The sequence below is a fragment of the Streptomyces sp. NPDC048417 genome, assembly GCF_040651615.1.
Lineage (GTDB): Bacteria > Actinomycetota > Actinomycetes > Streptomycetales > Streptomycetaceae > Streptomyces.
Genome location: NZ_JBEZKI010000006.1, coordinates 122837 through 141542 on the forward strand (window position 1 = coordinate 122837; position 18706 = coordinate 141542).

Annotated in this window: 15 protein-coding genes; 8 read left to right on the forward strand and 7 right to left on the reverse strand. The window is 71.7% G+C overall.

Annotated elements, in window-relative coordinates; all coding sequences use genetic code 11:
• Positions 1-237: 237 nt before the first annotated feature.
• Positions 238-1569, forward strand: coding sequence for an extracellular solute-binding protein (locus tag AB0D59_RS11585; RefSeq protein ID WP_362563808.1), 1332 nt, complete (start codon positions 238-240; stop codon positions 1567-1569).
• Positions 1570-1860: 291 nt separating this feature from the next.
• Entirely contained in the window at positions 1861-2067 is a 207-nt protein-coding gene (locus AB0D59_RS11590; RefSeq protein WP_362563810.1) for a hypothetical protein, read from the forward strand.
• 84 nt (positions 2068-2151) lie between these two features.
• Here AB0D59_RS11590 and AB0D59_RS11595 read toward each other — a convergent pair whose 3' ends face one another.
• Positions 2152-2817, reverse strand: coding sequence for a nucleoside/nucleotide kinase family protein (locus AB0D59_RS11595; RefSeq protein ID WP_362563813.1), 666 nt, complete (start codon positions 2815-2817; stop codon positions 2152-2154).
• Positions 2818-2894: 77 nt separating this feature from the next.
• Here AB0D59_RS11595 and AB0D59_RS11600 point away from each other — a divergent pair, with 77 nt between their 5' ends.
• Both AB0D59_RS11600 and AB0D59_RS11605 read left to right on the forward strand, forming a co-directional pair.
• Positions 2895-3629: a beta-phosphoglucomutase family hydrolase gene (locus AB0D59_RS11600; RefSeq protein ID WP_362563814.1), complete on the forward strand. Its 735-nt coding sequence runs from the start codon at positions 2895-2897 to the stop codon at positions 3627-3629.
• On the forward strand, positions 3626-5971 hold the full coding sequence (locus AB0D59_RS11605; RefSeq protein WP_362563817.1) for a glycosyl hydrolase family 65 protein: 2346 nt from the start codon (positions 3626-3628) through the stop codon (positions 5969-5971). The genes AB0D59_RS11600 and AB0D59_RS11605 overlap by 4 nt, the downstream gene beginning before the upstream one ends.
• Positions 5972-6186: 215 nt before the next feature.
• Here the strand turns inward: AB0D59_RS11605 and AB0D59_RS11610 are convergent, their stop codons facing one another.
• Both AB0D59_RS11610 and AB0D59_RS11615 read right to left on the reverse strand, forming a co-directional pair.
• Entirely contained in the window at positions 6187-7080 is an 894-nt protein-coding gene (locus AB0D59_RS11610) for a M56 family metallopeptidase (protein ID WP_362563819.1), read from the reverse strand.
• Complete coding sequence (locus tag AB0D59_RS11615; RefSeq protein ID WP_362563821.1) at positions 7077-7460, reverse strand: BlaI/MecI/CopY family transcriptional regulator; 384 nt, start codon at positions 7458-7460, stop codon at positions 7077-7079. The genes AB0D59_RS11610 and AB0D59_RS11615 overlap by 4 nt, the downstream gene beginning before the upstream one ends.
• A gap of 147 nt (positions 7461-7607) precedes the next feature.
• On the opposite strand from AB0D59_RS11615, the gene AB0D59_RS11620 reads away from it, so the two are divergent.
• Positions 7608-8555 (forward strand): lysylphosphatidylglycerol synthase domain-containing protein, encoded by a 948-nt coding sequence (locus AB0D59_RS11620; RefSeq protein ID WP_362563823.1) that lies wholly within the window; start codon positions 7608-7610, stop codon positions 8553-8555.
• Positions 8556-8601: 46 nt separating this feature from the next.
• Here the strand turns inward: AB0D59_RS11620 and AB0D59_RS11625 are convergent, their stop codons facing one another.
• The gene (locus tag AB0D59_RS11625; RefSeq protein WP_362564167.1) at positions 8602-9303 is read right to left on the reverse strand and encodes a phosphatase PAP2 family protein; all 702 of its coding nucleotides are present in this window, start codon (positions 9301-9303) and stop codon (positions 8602-8604) included.
• 240 nt (positions 9304-9543) lie between these two features.
• Between AB0D59_RS11625 and efeU the strand changes: the two genes are divergently transcribed.
• The 3 genes from efeU (at position 9544) to AB0D59_RS11640 (ending at position 14433) form a co-directional block, all read left to right on the forward strand.
• Positions 9544-11796 (forward strand): iron uptake transporter permease EfeU, encoded by a 2253-nt coding sequence (gene efeU / locus AB0D59_RS11630; RefSeq protein WP_362563825.1) that lies wholly within the window; start codon positions 9544-9546, stop codon positions 11794-11796.
• A gap of 47 nt (positions 11797-11843) precedes the next feature.
• Positions 11844-13115, forward strand: a complete 1272-nt coding sequence (gene efeB, locus AB0D59_RS11635) for an iron uptake transporter deferrochelatase/peroxidase subunit (protein WP_362563827.1) — start codon at positions 11844-11846, stop codon at positions 13113-13115.
• Between the two features lie 139 nt (positions 13116-13254).
• Complete coding sequence (locus tag AB0D59_RS11640; protein WP_362563829.1) at positions 13255-14433, forward strand: HoxN/HupN/NixA family nickel/cobalt transporter; 1179 nt, start codon at positions 13255-13257, stop codon at positions 14431-14433.
• 10 nt (positions 14434-14443) lie between these two features.
• Here AB0D59_RS11640 and AB0D59_RS11645 read toward each other — a convergent pair whose 3' ends face one another.
• From AB0D59_RS11645 to sthA, 3 genes are all read right to left on the reverse strand, one after another.
• On the reverse strand, positions 14444-15403 hold the full coding sequence (locus tag AB0D59_RS11645) for a hypothetical protein (protein WP_362563832.1): 960 nt from the start codon (positions 15401-15403) through the stop codon (positions 14444-14446).
• Positions 15404-15415: 12 nt separating this feature from the next.
• Positions 15416-16888, reverse strand: coding sequence for an APC family permease (locus AB0D59_RS11650; RefSeq protein ID WP_362563834.1), 1473 nt, complete (start codon positions 16886-16888; stop codon positions 15416-15418).
• Between the two features lie 292 nt (positions 16889-17180).
• Positions 17181-18584 (reverse strand): Si-specific NAD(P)(+) transhydrogenase, encoded by a 1404-nt coding sequence (gene sthA / locus AB0D59_RS11655; protein ID WP_362563837.1) that lies wholly within the window; start codon positions 18582-18584, stop codon positions 17181-17183.
• Positions 18585-18706 lie beyond the last annotated feature (122 nt).

Here is an 18706-nt window from a genome sequence, read left to right on the forward strand (position 1 = left end):
AACGCTTTCCAAGTCGGCCGGGACGTCGGCTTGGGGTGTGCGTCCCGGCCGTACGTGGACGTACCGCAGTCCGAGGGCGTGCTCGCGGGCGGCAGTCACCGAGGCCGGGTCCCCACCCGAGAAGGGCGGTACGGCCGGGCGAGGCCGTCACCCGGGAAGCGACGTTTCGAACACACGGCACCCGCGCCGCATAATGCTCGGCCGGGGGATCCGTCACGCACCTTCAGGGAGGACCCGTTGGGTCATCAGATCTCGCGCAGAACCCTCTTCCGCACCGCGAGCGGGATCGCCGTCGTCGGCGCACTCGGCACGTCGCTGACCGCCTGCGGCGGTACCGCCGCCGACAGCAGCAGCGGCGGCGAGCTGACCATGACCTGGTGGGGCAGCGACGAGCGCCACGCCGCGTACAAGAAGTCCCTGGCCTACTTCCAGAAGCAGAACGCGGACATCAAGATCCAGGAGACGTACTCCGGTTACGACGGGTACTTCGACAAGTTCAACGCCCTGGTCGCCGGCGGCAGCGCCCCCGACCTGCTCCAGATGGACACCACGCTGGTCGCCCAGTACGCCCGCAAGGGAGTCCTCGCCCCGATCGACTCCTACGTCGGCAAGGACCTCGACCTCACCGGCTTCTCCAAGACGCTGCTGGCCGCCGGCACCGTCGACGGCAAGCTCTACGGCGTGCCGTCCGGCATCGGTGTCAACCAGCTCACCGTCAACCGCAGCGGCCTGGAGAAGCTCGGCCTGACCTACCCGGACCCCGAGTGGAGCTGGGCCGACCTGAAGAGCATCTCCGCCGACGTCCACAAGAAGAGCGGCGGCAAGGTCTACGGCACCGACGACGGCGGCGGCAGCACCCTCCAGGCCTTCGAGATCTTCGTCCGCGAGAAGGGCAGCCAGCTCCTCTCCGCGGACGGCAAGAAGCTCGGCTTCACCTCGGACGTCCTCCAGGAGTGGTGGGAGTACTGGGAGGACATGCGCAAGTCCAACGCGTGCCCGCCCGCCGCCATCACCGCCCCCGCTCACAACGACCTCACCAAGAACGCGGTCGTCATAGGCAAGGCGCTTTTCACCTTCGACAGCGGTGTCTACGGCGCCGGCGGCTCGATCACCAGCGCCACCCTCGACTTCCTGCCCACTCCGCAGGGCGACTGGTCCGGCGCCCGTGAGGGCAACTTCGTCAACGGCGGTGTCCTGCTGAGCGCCACCAAGGCCAGCGAGACGGTCGCCGACTCGGTGAAGATCATGTCGTTCTTCGCCCAGGACACGACGGCGATCAAGGACATGCAGCTGCAGCGCGGCATCCCGCCGACCAGCAAGGCCCGCAACCTCATCAAGGCGGGTCTGGCCGACACCGACAAGCGCAACATGGCGATGGCCGACTACATCTCCAACCGCGTCGCCAAGGCCACCGACGTGCTCGATGCCCCGCAGCCGCCGCCGCAGGGCGCCGACCAGATCTGGGACCTGCTGTTCCAGTCCAACCTCGCCATCGCCTTCGGCAAGAAGACCATCAAGTCCCAGCTGAGCGAGTTCTTCGACCAGGCGTCGAGCATCCTGGCGCAGTAGGCGCCGGCACAGGGAATCATCGGGAGAGAGCCAGGGAGACACGAGTACGATCACCGCGTGGCCCGACGAGGTCGTGACGGAGCCGCCGGTTCCGGCGACCCCGTCCGACCAGCGGGAGCGCGACCGCACGCGATGCCGCCTCGCGTGAAAGCGAGGCGGCGGGTGGTGGCCGTACGTCTTTCCTGGCCCCCTGGTTCATCGGCCTGTTCGGGCTGACCGTCTACCCGAGGCTCGACTCGCTGTACCTGTCCTTCACCGACTCCGACCTGCTCACCTTCCGTGCTCCTGTCCGTGCCCCTGAAGCCGGGCATGGCGCCGGTCGTGGCGATGGTCCTCAACGGCGACCTGTTGGGCATCGGCTTCCACCGGGCCGCCTTCTGCCCGCCCTCGCGCCCCCACATCGTCCAGCAACGGCACGGGCGGACCGCAACCTGCATGTGTTCGCCGTACGGTACGGACCCGGCGGTGACCTCATGGCGTCGTTCGAGGGCGATCTGACGGTGCGCACCGAGGCGTTCACGGCCGTCATCGGGCCCGATGACGCCCACGGAGTGCCCGAACTCGCCGTCACCGCCCGCTGGTTCAGCGGCTGCCCGCGTCGTACGGCGCGGGCAGCGCCGTCTCCGGCACCACCAGGTCCGCCCGGTCCCGGGTCGCCGCGACCAGGTCGGCGTTGCGCTGGTCGGTGCCCGCCACCCAGGCCACCGCCTGCTCGTGCCCCTTGCCGAACTCCTCGTGCCGGGCGACCAGCCGCCGTATCCGCTCGGCCTCGTCGATCTCGCAGAACCACACCTCGTCCAGGGCCGTCCGCACCCGCGCCCACGAGCCCTCGGCCAGCAGCAGGTAGTTGCCCTCCGTCACCACCAGCCGGGCCGTCGGCGGCACCGGGATCGCGCCCGCCAGCGGCTGTTCGAGGACCCGCTCGAAGCCCGGCGCGTACACCACCTCGCCGGTGTCCTCGCGCAGCCGCCGCAGCAGCGCGGCGTACCCGGCCGCGTCGAAGGTCGCGGGCGCGCCCTTGCGGTCCCGCAGGCCCAGCCGGTCCAGTTCGACGTCGGCCAGATGGAAGCCGTCCATGGGCACCTGCGCCACCCACGGCTCGCCGGCGCCGTTCAACGCGCGCACCAGATGCTCGGCGAGCGTGGACTTGCCGGCGCCCGGGCTGCCCGCGATGCCCAGGATCGCGCGCGGACCCCGTCCGGTGAGTGAACGGGCCCGGTCGAGGAGGTCGTCGAAAGTCAGCGGCACGCAAAAAGTGTGACACCGGGCCCGGGATGTGGTGTGTACCACCCCCTGGAAGCCGTCCGGTGGGGAAGATGCCGGACATGACAGCACTCGGTCTGCCCGACACCATCCAGGCCTGTCTCTTCGACCTCGACGGGGTCGTCACCAAGACCGCCGTCGTGCACGCGGCGGCCTGGAAGGAGACCTTCGACGCGTTCCTGCGCGGCTACGACGGCCAGCGGCCCTTCGACGCGGTCGCCGACTACGACGAGTACGTCGACGGACGCCCCCGCGCCGACGGGGTCCGCGCCTTCCTCGACTCCCGTGGCATCCACCTGCCCGAGGGCACCCCGGACGACCCGCCGGACGCCGCCACCGTGCACGGCCTCGGCAACCGCAAGAACGAACTGCTCCTGGCGAAGATCCGCACCGACGGCGTCGAGGCCTACGACGGCACCCTGCGCTATCTGGAGGCGGTCCGCGCGCAGGGGCTGCGCACCGCGATCGTCTCCTCCAGCGCCAACTGCCGTGACGTGCTGCGCTCGATCGGCGCCGAGCACTTCTTCGACGTCCGCATCGACGGGGTGGTGGCCGCCGAGCGCCATCTGCCCGGCAAACCGCACCCGGACACCTTCCTGGCCGCCGCCCACGACCTCGACGTCGAGGCCGCCCACGCCGCCGTCTTCGAGGACGCCCTCGCCGGCATGGACGCGGGTCGCGCCGGCCGATTCGGGTACGTCGTCGGCGTGGACCGCGTCGGGCAGACCGACGCCCTGTACGCACACGGCGCGGACACCGTCGTGAAGGACCTCGCCGAGCTGGGAGGCAAGGAGTGATCACCCACCGGTCGTACGCCGTGGAGCCCTGGGCGGTCCGCGAGACCGACCTCAACCTCGACGTGCTCGCGCAGAGCGAGTCGGTGTTCGCGCTGTCCAACGGACATGTCGGCTGGCGCGGCAACCTCGACGAGGGCGAGCCGCACGGTCTGCCCGGCAGCTACCTCAACGGCGTGCACGAGGTGCACCCGCTGCCGTACGCCGAGGCCGGCTACGGCTATCCGGAGTCCGGACAGACCGTCATCAACATCACCAACGGCAAGATCCTGCGGCTGCTCGTCGACGACGAGCCCTTCGACCTGCGCTACGGCCGGCTGGTCACCCACGAGCGGGTCCTGGACCTGCGCCGGGGCGTGCTGGAGCGGACCTGCGAGTGGACCTCGCCCGCCGGGTCCACCGTTCGGGTGCGCTCGACCCGGCTGGTGTCGCTGACCCAGCGGGCGGTGGCCGCCGTCGCCTACGAGGTCGAGGCCGTCGACCGGCGCTGCCGCATCGTGATCCAGTCCGAGCTGGTCGCCAACGAGCAGCTGCCCGGGACGAACGGCGACCCGCGCGCCGCGGTGGCGCTGGAGTCACCGCTGGAGCAGGAGGACGACTTCGCCTCCGGGCGCCGGCTGCGCCTGGTGCACCGCACCCGGCGCAGCGGCCTGCGGGTCGCGGTCGCCGCCGACCACACGGTCGCCGGTCCCGGGCGGACCACCACACAGGCCGAGAGCGACACCGACGTGGCCCGGCTGACCGTCACCTCCGTGCTGGAGCCGGGGGAGCGGCTGCGGGTGGAGAAGTTCGTCGCCCACGGCTGGTCCGGGGTGCGCTCGCTGCCCGCCATGGCCGACCAGGTGGACGCGGCCCTGGCGGCCGCCGCGCACGAGGGCTGGCAGGGCCTCGCCGACGAACAGCGCGGCTACCTGGACGACTACTGGTCCCGCGCCGACGTGGAGGTGGACGGTGACGAGGAGGTCCAGCAGGCCGTCCGCTTCGCCCTCTTCCACGTGCTCCAGGCCGGGGCCCGCGCCGAACAGCGCGCGATACCCGCCAAGGGCCTGACCGGCTCCGGATACGACGGGCACGCCTTCTGGGACACCGAGATGTTCGTGCTGCCCGTCCTCACCCACACCGCCCCCGACGCCGTCGCCGAGGCGCTGCGCTGGCGCTACAACACGCTGCCCGCCGCCCGGGAACGCGCCACCCAACTCGGCCTGGACGGGGCCGCGTTCCCCTGGCGGACCATCGCGGGCTCGGAGGGCTCGGCGTACTGGCCGGCCGGCACCGCGGCCTTCCACGTCAACGCCGACGTCGCCGACGCGGTGGTCCGCTATGTCGCCGCCACCGGCGACACCGACTTCGAACGGGACACCGGCGTCGAACTGCTCGTGGAGACCGCCCGGCTGTGGCGGTCGCTCGGCCACCACGACAGCCGCGGCGCCTTCCACATCGACGGCGTCACCGGCCCCGACGAGTACAGCGCGGTCGCCGACGACAACACGTACACCAACCTGATGGCCCGGGCGAACCTGCTGGCCGCCGCCGACGCCGTCGAACGTCACCCGCGGCAGGCGGCACGGCTCGGCGTCGACGCGGAGGAGAGCGCCGCCTGGCGGGACGCCGCCGAGTCCGTGCACGTCCCCTACAACCACGAACTCGGCGTCCACGAACAGCACGCCGGATTCACCCGCTACCAGCGGTGGGACTTCGCGAACACCCGCCCCGAGCAGTACCCGCTGCTGCTGAACTTCCCCTACTTCGACCTCTACCGCAAACAGGTCGTCAAACAGGCCGACCTGGTGCTGGCGATGTACACCTGCGAGCCCTTCTTCGACGAGGAGCACATCGCCCGCAACTTCGCCTACTACGAGCCGCTGACGGTGCGTGACTCCTCCCTGTCCGCCTGCTGCCAGGCCGTCGTCGCCGCCCAGGCCGGGCATCTGACGCTGGCCCACGCCTACACCGCCGAGGCCGCGCTGATGGACCTCGACGACCTGGAGCACAACACCCGCGACGGACTGCACATCGCCTCCCTGGCCGGCACCTGGATGGCGCTGGTGGCCGGCTTCGGCGGAATGCGCCACTACGACGACGGGGCCCGGTTCGCACCCCGGCTGCCGGAGCGACTGCGCCGGCTGGCCTTCACCCTGCAACTGCGGGGCAGCAGCCTGCGCGTGGAGATCGGCGCCGACAAGGCGACCTACACCCTCCTCGACGGCCCGCCGCTCACGGTCCACCACCACGGGGAGCCGGTCACGGTCGGCACGGACAGCCCGGCCGTGCGCGCGGTGCCACCGGCCAGGCCGGGACCGACGCCGGGCCAGCCGCTGCACCGGGCGCCGACCCGGCCGAGCTGAGCCTCAGCGTCCCGTCGGGGGCGCGGGGCTGTGCCAATGTGCGGCTACCGCTGCGGGCGCGACCAGCCACGACCCACCGGCACTTCGCAACGCATCCGGACCCCCACGGCGCTGTTCCATAAGCGTTGCGTTGGAAGTGCCGCGATCTGCGATCGGTTGCCCGCGCCGTCGTCGTGGCTGGGCGCGCAGTTCCCCGCGCCCCTGAAGGGGGCGCTTCACGTGAGCGCGTTGGAAAGCAGTCCCACCAGGTCGCCCGTCGCGTCGGCCGCGAACAGCGCCGCCAGTGCGCCCAGGGCGAGTACGGCCGCGGCGGCCGGCCACAGGGAGGGCGGTGGGCTGGTCTGGAGCGCCGCGATCCGGCGGGTGACCGCGCGGTCCGTGAAGTTGAGGGCGCAGGCCGGCCGGGCCCGGCCGGCGCTCAGCGCCGCCCGGGCCAGAGCGCGGGCGGTGGTCCCGCGGTCCCCGACCTCGGTAGCCGCCTGCTCGTCCGCCCACCGCTCCACCAGGAAGGTCACGGCCGCACGGACCGGTCCGAGCAGCGGGTTGGCGGCCGCCGCCAGGGTCGCCGCCGTCACCAGGCGGCCGTGCCGGTGCGTCAGATGGGCCCGCTCATGGGCCAGCAGCACCCGCCGCTCGGCGGGCGCCAGCGCGCTCAGCATCGCCGAGGTGACCAGGATCCGGCCCGGCCGGCCCGGGATCGCGAACGCCTGCGGCACCTCGCAGGCGGCCACCACCAGCTCGGTGTCGCCCGGATGCCCCTCGCACAGCCGGCGCAGTGCCCGCCGGGTCCGGCGCTCGGCGCGCACCGCCCGCTGCACCCGCCACACCACCACGGCCAGCGTGAGGCAGGCGGCGACGCCGATCACCTCGGGCACCGGGTCGGTCAGCGGGCGGCCGTCCTCGCGGGCCTCCCGGATCACCGGCGGGGCATCGCCCAGCAGGGCGGTGGTCAGCAGCACCAGGGACCAGGTGGTCGCGGCGGCGGTCAGTACGGCGGCGGCGGTCAGCACGCGCGCTGCCAGGGCCGGGGCCACCCGGCGGGCGATCAGCGCGCTGACCGACGGCAGCAGCAGGGAGACCAGCAGCGGGGTGTAGACGTCGAACCTCATGCCCCGCCCCCGGCGAACAGATTGCGCAGCGCCCGCTCCTCCTCCGCGCTCAGCCCGGACACGAACTGCTGGAGGGCGGCGATCGGGTCGGGCCCTCGGTCCAGGGCCTCGTGCATGGCCTCGGCGGTCAGCTCGGCCGCGTTCTTCGCCGGCCGGTAGGCACCGCGCCGCCCGTCGGCGTCCCGCAGCACCAGCCCTTTGTCGTACAGCCGCTTGAGGATGGTGTGGACCGTGTTGTAGGCGAGTCCGCCGCCGATCTCGGACTGGATCTCGGCCGGGGTCAACGGGCGTGCGGTCGCCCACAGGGCTGCCAGCACTTCGCTCTCCAGCTCTCCGGCGCTGCGCCGCTCCGCCCTGCCGCGGGACCTTGTGCCAGCCATGGCACAACCTTACAGCGCGTAGTGCCGCCGTTCGTATGGACGTACCTGCGCGGCCTACGCGAGTAATTGCGGTTAATTTGTCACTGTTTGTCCCTGAAGCCCAAGAACGGTCCTGCGAGCTCTAGGGGAACAGGGGTGGGTGCCGCCATGGTCCCGAACGTGAACGCCACGCCCGTCACGGGCCGCCGGGGCGTCTACTGGCAGACCGGTCTCTGCCTCGCCCTGCTGGCCGGCGCGGGCTGGCTGGTCCGCCGGCACTGGCCGACCGTGGAGCACGGGGCGCTCCGGCTCGCCGTCGCCGACCAGGGCTGGCTGTTCGTGGCGGCCCTGGCGGCGGTCGGGACCTGGGCGTCCTCAGCCCTCGCCCAGCAGGGCGCGGTCGTCCGCCGGCTGCCGGGCGGGCGCCTGGTCGCGGCGCAGTTCGCCGCCTCGGCCGCCAACCATCTGCTGCCCGCCGGGCTCGGCGCGGGCGCGGTGAACCTGCGTTTCCTGATGCGCTGCGGACTCCCGGCCGGCCGCGGTGCGTCGGCCCTCGCGGTCAAGGCGGCCGCCGGTGTCGTGGTCCGCCTGGCCCTGATCGCCGCCCTCGCCCCCGCCTGTCCGGGGCTGCTGCGGATCCCGCACCTGTCCGTCGCCGCGCTCCTCGCCGTGACCACCGCGGCCGTCCTGCTCGTCGTCCTGATCCGGGTCCGGGTGTGGGCCCGCTGCCGGGATGCGGTGACCGCGGTGGCCGCCGACATCCGGGCCCTGCACGCCCGCCCCGTCCGCGCGGCCGCGCTGTGGGGCGGCTCCCTCGCCTTCGCCGGGCTGCACGCCCTGGTCCTGATCGCGGTGGCCCGGGCGGTCGAACTCCCGCTGTCCCCGGCCCGGGTGGCGCTGCTCTACCTGGCCGCCAGCGGCGCCGCCGCGCTGCTGCCCACCCCAGGCGGCCTCGGGTCGCTCGACGCGGCCCTCGCCCTCGCCCTGACCGTCTCCGGAACCCCTGCCGCCGCGGCCGCCTCCGCCGTGCTGGGCTACCGACTGCTGACCGTGTGGCTGCCGCTGCTGCCGGGCCTGCTGGTCCTCGGACTACTGGTCCGGCGCCGGGCGTTGTGACCGGGCGGCCCGCGCCGGGCGGGGTTCGGTGGCGCCGGCCCCGACTTCAGCCGCCGGTCCTCCCGCCGCTCTCCGTCGCCGGACTCTCCGGTACGTCGTCCGGGGCCCTCGGATCCGGCATCCAACGGGCGGCCACGCACCGGTAGACCCCGAGCCAGCCGACCGCGAACAGCCAGCCGCCGAGCACGTCCGTGCACCAGTGCACACCGAGGAACACCCGGGTGGCCCCGACGGCGAGTCCCCAGCAGATGACGGCCACGCACCACGCCGTACGGCCGCGCGGGGCCCGTATCCACAGCGCGAGCACCACCAGCCCGGCGGCCAGTGCGGACGTCGTGCTGTGGCCGGACGGGAACGACCAACCGGAGGCATGCGTCTGCCAGTCGGCCTGTGGCGGCCGGGCCCGGGCGATCAGCTCCAGCACGCCGAACCGGATCGCCTGGCCCAGGGCCAGGCAGGCCACGCAGAGGAGCGCGGCGGCCGGCCGCTGCCGCGGGGTGCGGGCGGCGAGCAGCCCGGCCAGCACGGCCAGGGCGTACGGCACGACCCCGGTGCCGGTCGCGGTGAGCCCCCGGGCCACGGCCACCGCCACGTCCGGGCGGTGACCGAGGGACCAGGCCAGCAGGGAGCGGTCCACGGCGAGCGGGGCGCCGTGGTGGCCGGCCACGACCAGGGCCAGCACGGCGAACGCCGCCCAGGCGCCGAGGCCGACGCTCGCCGCGTACTCCGCGGTCCTCTTGTGGTTCATGACCCCGGTGGCGGCCCTTTCGTGCACGGTGACGGTCTACTGGAATGTAGACGATCGTCGGCCGAGCTGTGTTCCCGTGCGCGCGAGTTCGGGTGTGCTCGCGACTTTTGCCGCACCATTGCCGGTTCATGACCGACTGACTACATGGGTGTAGTCATCATGGTCGGCGGAAGTAAGGCATGCCTTCACTAAGTTCGAGCCACAGGGCGGGGACGGGCCTGCCGGGGAGGGCTGCGGCGGATGTGGGACGACGCGTTTCCGAGTTTCCTGATCGGACTGAGGGAGGGCCTTGAGGCCGGCCTGATCGTCTCGATCCTCGTCGCCACCCTGGTGCGGGCCGGCGCCAGGAACCGGCTGCCACAGGTCTGGACGGGTGTCCTGGCCGCGATCGCGCTGGCGATGAGCTTCGGCGCGGTCCTCACCTTCACCGCCGCCTCCCTCTCCGCGACCGCGCAGGAGGCCTTCGGCGGAACCCTCAGCGTGATCGCGGTCGCCTTCGTCACCGCGATGGTCTTCTGGATGCGCCGCTCGGCCCGCAGCCTCTCCGGCGAGATCAAGGAGAAGGTGACCGGCGCCCTGGCCATGGGCTCGGGCGTGCTGGTCGTCACGTCGTTCCTCGCCGTCGGCCGCGAGGGACTGGAGACCGCGCTGTTCCTGTGGACCACCGCCCAGGCGGCCGGCGAGTCCGTGGGCCCCCTGGCCGGCGCCGGGATCGGCCTGGTCCTGGCGGCGGCCCTGTGCTGGGGGCTGTACCGCCGCGTCCTGAAGATCAACCTGACGAGGTTCTTCACCTACACCGGGGCCGTGCTGATCGTGATCGCGGCCGGCGTCCTCGGCTACGGGCTGCGGGACCTCCAGGAGGGCGGGGTGCTTCCGGGCCGGACGGCCTACGCCTTCGACCTGAGCGGCAGCATCGACGCCGGCTCCTGGTACAGCACGCTCCTCCAGGGCGTCCTCAACATCACGCCGGCCATGACCTGGCTCCAGGTGATCGGGTACGCGGGCTATCTCGCCGTCGTGATGACGCTGTTCGGGCGCGGAGTGCAGGCCACGGCGCCGCGGCCGACCGTCGCCGAGCCCGGGGCGCAGCCCGCCGCGGAGGGGCCGGAGTCGGAGTCCGTGCGGGAAATGACGCCCGCCGCGGAGGGGCCGGAGTCGGAGTCCGTGCGGGAAATGACGCCCGCCGCGGAGGGGCCGGAGCCGGAGTCCGTGCGGGAAATGACGCCCGCCGCCGAGGGGCCGGAGCCGGAGTCCGTGCCGGAACCGACGCCCGCCGCCGACAGCCCCGTCCCCGAGCCGCAGTCGGAGCCTCGGCCGGCCAGGCCCCCGTGGCGTCGGCCCGGCTGGGTGATCCCCGTCGCCGTGGTCGCCGTCCCCGCCGTGGTCGCCGGACTCGTCGTCACCTTCGCCCGGCCCAAGTCCACGGGCGGTGAGACCGTCGCCGTCTCCGAGACCGAGTGCGGCAAGGGCTTCACCGCGCCCGAGCCGGGCCGGCAGACCTTCCAGATGCGGAACACCGGCAGCAAGACCGCCGAGGTGTACCTGATCGACCCGAGCAGCAACGCGGTCTACGGCGAGGTCGAGGGCCTCGCCCCCGGCACCACCCGCGCCCTGGTCGCCACCGTCGCCGGCGGCACCTACGCCTGGCGCTGCGTCCCCTCCGGCGGCAGGGCCGTCACCTCCGCGTCGGTCACGGTCACCGGCGGCGGAAGCGGCGCCCAGGCGGTCGTACCGGTCTCCGGGCAGGACCTCGCGGCGCCCCTGAAGGCCTACCAGGCGTACGTCGAGCAGGGGCTGGCCACCCTCGTCGCCCAGACCCGCACGCTCGACGCCGACATCACGGGCAACCACCTCGACCAGGCCCGCACCGACTGGCTGACCGCCCACCTCACCTACGCCTCCCTCGGCGCCGCCTACGGGACCTTCGAGGACTACGACCAGAAGATCAACGGCCGCGCCGACGGGCTGGCGGGCGGGGTGGCCGACAAGGACTTCGCCGGGTTCCACCGAGTCGAGTACGGGCTGTGGCACGGGCAGTCCGCTGCTGAGCTGAAGGCTCCCGCCCAGGCGCTCGCGGACGCGGCGGCCGGGCTCCGGAAGGCGTTCCCCGCCCAGGACTTCGATCCCGGCGACCTGCCGCTGCGCGCCCACGAGATCCTGGAGAACACCCTCCAGTTCGAGCTGACCGCCGACACCGACGAGGGCAGCGGCACCAACCTCGCCACCGCGAACGCCAACCTGGCCGGCACCCGCGAGCTGCTCACCGTACTCAGGCCGCTGCTGACCAGTCGTGCGCCCAAGCTGCTGCCGACCGTCGACGCCGACATCGCCCGCCTGCAGAAGCTCCTGGACGCCGAGCACCAGGGGGCGAGCTGGACCCCGGTGGAGAAGCTCGACACCGTCACCCGGCAGCGGATCAGCGGAGCCACCGGCCAGCTCCTCGAGGACCTCTCCCCGGTGCCGGACCTCCTGGAGATCAGGAAGTCCGCCTGATGAACACCGCACCGCACCAGCACTCGTACGATGAAGGGAACCCTCCGATGTCCGCTGCCGAGACCCCGTCCTGCCCGAGGGGCGCCGGCCGCCGTTCGTTCGTGCGGACGGCGCTGGGCGCCGGCGCCGCGGGCGCGGTCCTGGCCGGCGGCGGCTTCGCGCTCGGCCAGGCCGGCGGCAGCGCGGAGGCCGCGACCAGCGATGCGAGCGGCACCGCCGAGGTCCCCTTCCACGGCATCCACCAGGCCGGCATCCTCACCCCCGCCCCGGCCGCCGCCACCTTCGTCTCCCTGGACGTCATCGCCGACACCCGGCAGGACCTCGCCGACCTGCTGAGGACGATCACCGAGCGGGCGCGCTTCCTCACCGCCGGCGGCACCCCCACCGACCTCGGCGTCGGCGCGCCGCCCGCCGACAACGGCATCCTCGGCCCCGAGGTCCCCTCCGACGCGCTGACCGTCACCGTCGGCGTCGGCGCCTCCCTCTTCGACGACCGCTACGGCCTGGCGAAGGCCAGGCCGGCCCGGCTGACGCCGATGCGGACCTTCCCGAACGACAACCTGAGGCCCGCCGAGTGCCACGGCGACCTCTCGCTGCAGATCTGCGCCGACAGCACGGACACCGTGCTGCACGCCCTGCGCGACATCGCCAAGCACACCCGCGGTGCCATGCAGATCAAGTGGCGGATCGACGGTTTCCAGAACGCCCCGCGTCCCACCGGCGCCCAGCGCAACCTGCTCGGCTTCAAGGACGGCATCGCCAACCCGGACGTCAACTCCGCCCGCGAGACCGACCGGCTGATCTGGGTCGGCGAGGGGCAGGGCGAGCCGGCCTGGACGGCGGGCGGCAGCTATCAGGTCATCCGGATCATCCGGATGCTCGTCGAGTTCTGGGACCGGGTCTCGCTCAGCGAGCAGGAGCTGATGTTCGGCCGCCGCAAGGACACCGGCGCCCCGCTGGACGGCGCGAAGGAGACCGACGTTCCGAACTACGCCAAGGACCCGCAGGGCAACGCCATCCCGCTGGACGCCCACATCCGGCTCGCCAACCCGCGCACCGCCAGGACCGACAGCTCCCGCATCCTGCGCCGCGGCTACAACTACGACCGGGGCGTCGACGGCGTCGGCAACCTCGACATGGGCCTGGTCTTCTGCTGCTACCAGCAGGACGTCCGGCGCCAGTTCGAGGCCACCCAGACCCGGCTGATCGACGAACCTCTCGTCGACTACATCTCGCCGACCGGCGGCGGCTACTTCTTCGCACTGCCCGGCGTGCGAAGCGGCAAGGACTGGCTGGGCAGCGGGCTGCTGGCCGCCTGAGCGCCTTACCTTCCCTTTGCCTTCTCATGACAAAGGTCTGCCGCTGCCTTTAGTGCGAACGATTTGCAAGTACGGGAAGATGACACAAGGCTGCCGACCGCAGCTGCTCAAGATGCTCGACCGAAGGACGCACCTCCCGATGACGGCCGCCCCTGGTTCCGCTCCGTCCCTCCCCGCCCAGGCCGAGACCAAGCGCTCGGCCTGGCGCCGTGTCCGGGGCTCCATGACACGGCAGGAGTGGATCAGGGTCGGCGGGATGGCCGCCTTCGTGCTCGCCCTGCACGTCATCGGCTGGGGCACCCTGGTCGGGATCATCGCCCCGCAGCACTTCAGCGTCGGCACCGCATCTGCCGGAGAATCGGCGGACTTCGGCATCGGCATCGGCGTCACCGCGTACACCCTGGGCATGCGGCACGCCTTCGACGCCGACCACATCGCGGCCATCGACAACACCACCCGCAAACTGATGGGGGAGGGGCAGCGGCCGCTGTCGGTCGGCTTCTGGTTCTCCCTCGGCCACTCCAGCATCGTCTTCGGCCTCTCCCTGCTGCTCTCGCTCGGCATGAAGGCCCTGGCCGGACCGGTCCAGGACGACGGCTCGCACCTCCACGAGGTCACCGGCCTCATCGGTACGACGGTCTCCGGGACCTTCCTCTACCTCATCGCCGGCATCAACCTCGTCATCCTGGCCGGCATCTGGAAGGTCTTCCGGCAGATGCGCTCCGGCGCCTACGACGAGGCCGCCCTGGAGACGCAGCTGAACAACCGCGGCTTCATGAACCGGTTCCTCGGCCGGGTCACCGGCTCGATCAGCAAGCCCTGGCAGATGTACCCGCTGGGCCTGCTGTTCGGCCTCGGCTTCGACACCGCCACGGAGATCGCCCTGCTGGTCCTCGCCGGCTCCGGCGCCGCCTCCGGACTGCCCTGGTACGCCATCATGACCCTGCCGGTGCTCTTCGCGGCCGGGATGTCGCTGCTGGACACCATCGACGGCTCGTTCATGAACTTCGCCTACGAGTGGGCGTTCTCCAAGCCGGTCCGCAAGGTCTACTACAACCTCACCATCACCGGCCTGTCCGTCGCCGTCGCCCTCATCATCGGCACGGTGGAACTCCTCGGCCTCCTCGCCGACAAGCTGGACCTGCACGGCGCCTTCTGGGACTGGGTCTCCGGCCTCGACCTCAACACCGTCGGCTTCGTCATCGTCGGCCTGTTCTTCGTCACCTGGGTGATCGCCCTGCTGGTCTGGAAGGCGGCCCGCATCGAGGAGAAGTGGACGACGGGCCTCGCGCCGTCCGCCGAGCGGACCGAGGCGTAGCCCGCCGCCGTCAGCTGCGGATCTTCAGGTCCGCCCGCCACTTGGCGATCTGCTTCTCCGCGTCACCGGTGTACGACCACGGGGTGCGGGTCACCCGCCGCCCCTGGATCCGCAGCAGGGCCGAGGCGATGTCGGTGACCCCCGCCTGGCAGGCCGCGTGCGTCAGGTAGTTGAGGTCACGCAGTTCGCCGGGAGCGACGGGTCCGTCGCCGCGCTGGGTGATCCAGCGCTCCCAGGTGCGCCGTACGTCGCTGACCGCGCCGTCGTGCTTCCAGTGCTGGCCGTGCCCCACCGAGGTCTGCTGTCCCTTCAACTCGTCCAGGGCGAAGCGGAACTCCTCGACGCGGGCGTACTGCACCAGGACCGGCAGTGGGCAGCCGGGCGGGGCCACCCCGGCCGCGTCCCGGGCGAAGTCGTACATCAGGCCGTGCGTGCCGTGCCAGCGCGCGGAGTAGTAGTGGAGCACCTGGAGATGGCCCTCCACGTTGTACGGGTCGCGTCGGTGCAACTCGTCCCACCAGCGGGCGAGTTCCTGCCGGCGCACCCCGGTCGGATACAGCCGTGCCACCGAGATCAGGGAGACCCAGGGGGTGGGGTCCTGTGGGTAGGCCTCCGTGGCCGCCAGACAGGCCAGCACGGCGGCGTCGATCCTGGACCGGTCGATCGGGGCACCCCGGCCCGCCGAGATGGCCAGAGTGAACGCCCGGGCCGTCTCGGTCGCCGCCCGCAGCGCCAGCGCGTCGGCGCCGTGCGGTTCCGCGGCCAGCCAGGACTCCGCCGTCGAACTGCCCGCGCAGGCCTGCGCAAGGAGACGCACCCGGTGTCCCCGGACCAGCCAGTCCGGGCCGGTGGCCCGCAGCAGGTCCCTCAGGCCCTGCCAGCGGCCGATGACGATGTCCTGACGGGCCGAGGTAAGGGCGGTGTCCCCGCAGTCCGGGTCGAAATCGGGGACGAAGCGGTCTCTCGCCATCGGGCTCGTACCTCAGAAATCCGTGGGGAGGCCTTCGTAAGCCTGGGCCTGTGCGGTGGCATGGTCGTCGGGTACGTAGTCGGCCTCGACGGTGTGGGTGGCGTCCAGCCTGGCGGGCCGGTAGTAGTCGCTGCCCTGCTTCCAGTACCAGAACATCGGGATCAGGCCGACGGCCAGACCGCCGACGCCGATCGTGATCGCCGCGCTGCTCAGCTCGCTCAGCGACTCGACGAAGATCCAGAACATGAACACCGCGCCGAGCAGCGGCCACAGCCCGCCGAGCAGGAAGTTGCCCGCGGACCTGAAGAGCATCTTGCGGTAGGCGACGACCACCGCCAGGCCCGCGAGACCGTAGTAGACGGCGATCTGGAGGCCGATCGCCGAGATGGCGTCGGAGAGGATCTCGCCCACCGATCCCAACGCGTTGGAGGCGACGAACATCACCAGCGCCACCGCGCCGACCACGGCGATCGCCACGTACGGGGTGTTCCAGGTGCGGTGCACCTTGCCCAGCGCGGCCGGCATCGTGCGGTCGCGGCCCATGGCGAACAGCGAGCGGGTGACCTGGATGAGGGTCGTCTCCAGGGTGGCGATGGTGGACAGCATCACGGCGACGATCAGCAGCTTGCCGCCCCAGCCCGGCCAGATCTCCTCGCCGAGGACGGCCAGCACGTTGGCGTCGTTCTCCGCGATCTGGTCCGCGGACAGGATGACGTTCACGGCGATGGTGAACACCTCGAAAAGCGCGAAGACGATGCCCACCCCGATCAGGCCCGCGAGTCCGGTCGTACGGCGGGAGTTGCGGGTCTCCTCGCTGAGGTTGCTGGTGACGTCCCAGCCCCAGTAGTAGAACGCGGCGATCAGCGCGCCCGAGGCGAAGCCGGAGACACCGTCGAAGTGGCTGAAGCCGAGCCACGACCAGTGGAAGGCGCGGGCGTTGCCGGTGTGGAAGAGGGCGAGCACCGCGAAGAGCAGCAGGATCGCCAGCTCGATGCCGGACATCAGCAGCTGGGCGCGGACCGTGAGCCGGGCGCCCCCGAGCACCACCGCCAGCATGACCAGGAACCAGGCGGCTCCGACCACCGTGGACAGCGCCACGTTGTCGGCGAGGCCCGCGTCGAACAGGGACAGCGTCATCGAGCCGGCGGGCAGGGAACCGGCCACCATGAAGATGGTCGCGGACACCACCAGCGCCCAGCCGCTGACGAAGCCGAGGAAGGGGTGCAGGGTGCGGCCCACCCAGGAGTAGCTCGCGCCCGCGTTCACATCGATGCGGCCCAGGTAGCTGAAGGCCAGCGCGATGCCCAGCATCGGTATCGCGCACCACAGCAGCGCGGCCGGACTGGCCAGCCCCACCGCCCCCACCAGGACCGCGGTCGTCGCGGCCAACGAGTACGCCGGTGCGCTGCCCGCGACGGCCATGACCACGGTGTCGAACGTGCCGAGGGCGTTGGCCTGCAGCCCTCTGCCCCTGTTGTTGCTCATGGTTGTGCTGCTTTCCGGTCGTGCAGGGCGCACGGGAGTGCAGGCCCGCGGTGGTACGGGGGTGCACGACCCGCCTCGCAGCCGGTGAGGGATGGCCTCGGGCAGGGGGCCGGTCGGAAGAGACAAAGGGGTGGTGAAGGCCGCATGCCGAGAGTCGGCGAACGGTCACACCGCGTGTGTGGGTGTGACTATAGCGGCACCCTTTGACCTTTCAAGCTGACCGACCGGTAATCACATATGCCACTTGGGGTGGCCAACCCCCCACTCCGGAAGCGGTGGTTCCCCGAGCCCCTCAGTCCTCCAGCCGGTCGAGCTGCCGCAGCTTGTTGGTGGCGTCCAGGGCCGCCACCTTGTACGACTCCGCGAGCGTCGGGTAGTTGAAGACGGCATCCACCAGGTAGTCGACCGTGCCGCCGCACCCCATCACCGACTGACCGATATGGATCAGTTCTGTCGCTCCGGTACCGAAGCAGTGCACGCCGAGCAGCCGCCGGTCGTCGGGGGAGACCAGGAGCTTGAGCATCCCGTGCGAGTCGCCGATGATCTGCCCCCGGGCCAGCTCCCGGTAGCGGGCCACCCCGACCTCGAACGGCACGCAGTCCTCGGTGAGTTGGTCCTCGGTCCGGCCGACGAAGCTGATCTCCGGGATGGTGTAGATCCCGATCGGCTGCAGGTTGTCCATCTGCCCGACCGGTTCCCCGTAGGCGTGGTACGCGGCGACCCGGCCCTGTTCCATCGAGGTCGCGGCGAGCGCCGGAAATCCGATGACATCGCCGACGGCGTAGATGTGCGGCACCTCGGTGCGGAAGTGCTCGTCCACCTTGATCCGGCCCCGCCGGTCCGCGGCCAGGCCCGCCTTGTCCAGGTCGAGTCCGTCGGTCAGGCCCTGCCGGCCCGCCGAGTACATCACCGTGTCCGCCGGTATCTTCTTGCCGCTCTCCAGTACGGTCAGGGTGCCCCGGGGGTGCCGCTCGACGGCGGCGACGGTCTCGCCGAACCGGAAGGTGACGGCCAGGTCCCTGAGGTGGTACTTGAGCGACTCCACGACCTCGATGTCGCACATGTCGAGCATGCCCGCGCGCTTCTCCACCACGGTGACCTTGCTGCCGAGTGCGGCGAACATCGAGGCGTACTCCATGCCGATCACGCCGGCACCCACGATGACCATGGAGCGCGGCACCTGCTCCAGCGACAGCACGTTGTCCGAGTCCATGATGGTGCGCCCGTCGAACTCGACGCTGTCCGGACGGGCCGGCCGGGTGCCGGTGGCGATGACGATGTGCTCCGCGGTCAACAGCCGTTCGTTGCCGCTCGGTTCACGCAGGGCGACGGTGTGCGGGTCGACGAAGCGGCCGGTGCCGGAGCAGAGGGTGACGTGGTTGCGGGAGAGCTGGTTGCGGATGACGTCCACCTCGCGGCTGACCACGTGCTGGGTGCGCGCGGTCAGGTCGGCGACGGTGATGTCCTCCTTGAGCCGGTAGCTCTGGCCGTAGAGATCGCGCTGGGTGAGGCCGGTCAGATAGAGGACCGCCTCGCGCAGGGTCTTGGAGGGGATGGTGCCGGTGTGGATGGACACACCGCCGACCATCTCGGGGCTGTCGACCACGGCGACCCGGCGGCCCAGCTTGGCCGCTGCGATGGCGGCCTTCTGGCCGCCGGGTCCGGATCCGATGACGAGCATGTCGAAGTCTGGCACCTTGCGGAGTCTGTCAGCAGGCACCGCCGCTTCGAAAGAGAGAACGGGCAACCTTCGCGTGAAATCCGGTACGGACCTGCGCCGTTGCGCATCCGGCGGGCCCCGGCCGCCTCAGGGCGTCG

Coding starts and splice junctions, on each gene's coding strand:
- AB0D59_RS11600 (WP_362563814.1), top strand. CDS start 2,895: ATGACAGCACTCGGTCTGCCCGACACCATCCAGGCCTGTCTCTTCGAC.
- AB0D59_RS11610 (WP_362563819.1), bottom strand. CDS start 7,080: ATGAGGTTCGACGTCTACACCCCGCTGCTGGTCTCCCTGCTGCTGCCG.
- AB0D59_RS11615 (WP_362563821.1), bottom strand. CDS start 7,460: ATGGCTGGCACAAGGTCCCGCGGCAGGGCGGAGCGGCGCAGCGCCGGA.
- AB0D59_RS11620 (WP_362563823.1), top strand. CDS start 7,608: ATGGTCCCGAACGTGAACGCCACGCCCGTCACGGGCCGCCGGGGCGTC.
- AB0D59_RS11625 (WP_362564167.1), bottom strand. CDS start 9,303: ATGAACCACAAGAGGACCGCGGAGTACGCGGCGAGCGTCGGCCTCGGC.
- efeU (WP_362563825.1), top strand. CDS start 9,544: ATGTGGGACGACGCGTTTCCGAGTTTCCTGATCGGACTGAGGGAGGGC.
- efeB (WP_362563827.1), top strand. CDS start 11,844: ATGTCCGCTGCCGAGACCCCGTCCTGCCCGAGGGGCGCCGGCCGCCGT.
- AB0D59_RS11640 (WP_362563829.1), top strand. CDS start 13,255: ATGACGGCCGCCCCTGGTTCCGCTCCGTCCCTCCCCGCCCAGGCCGAG.
- AB0D59_RS11645 (WP_362563832.1), bottom strand. CDS start 15,403: ATGGCGAGAGACCGCTTCGTCCCCGATTTCGACCCGGACTGCGGGGAC.
- AB0D59_RS11650 (WP_362563834.1), bottom strand. CDS start 16,888: ATGAGCAACAACAGGGGCAGAGGGCTGCAGGCCAACGCCCTCGGCACG.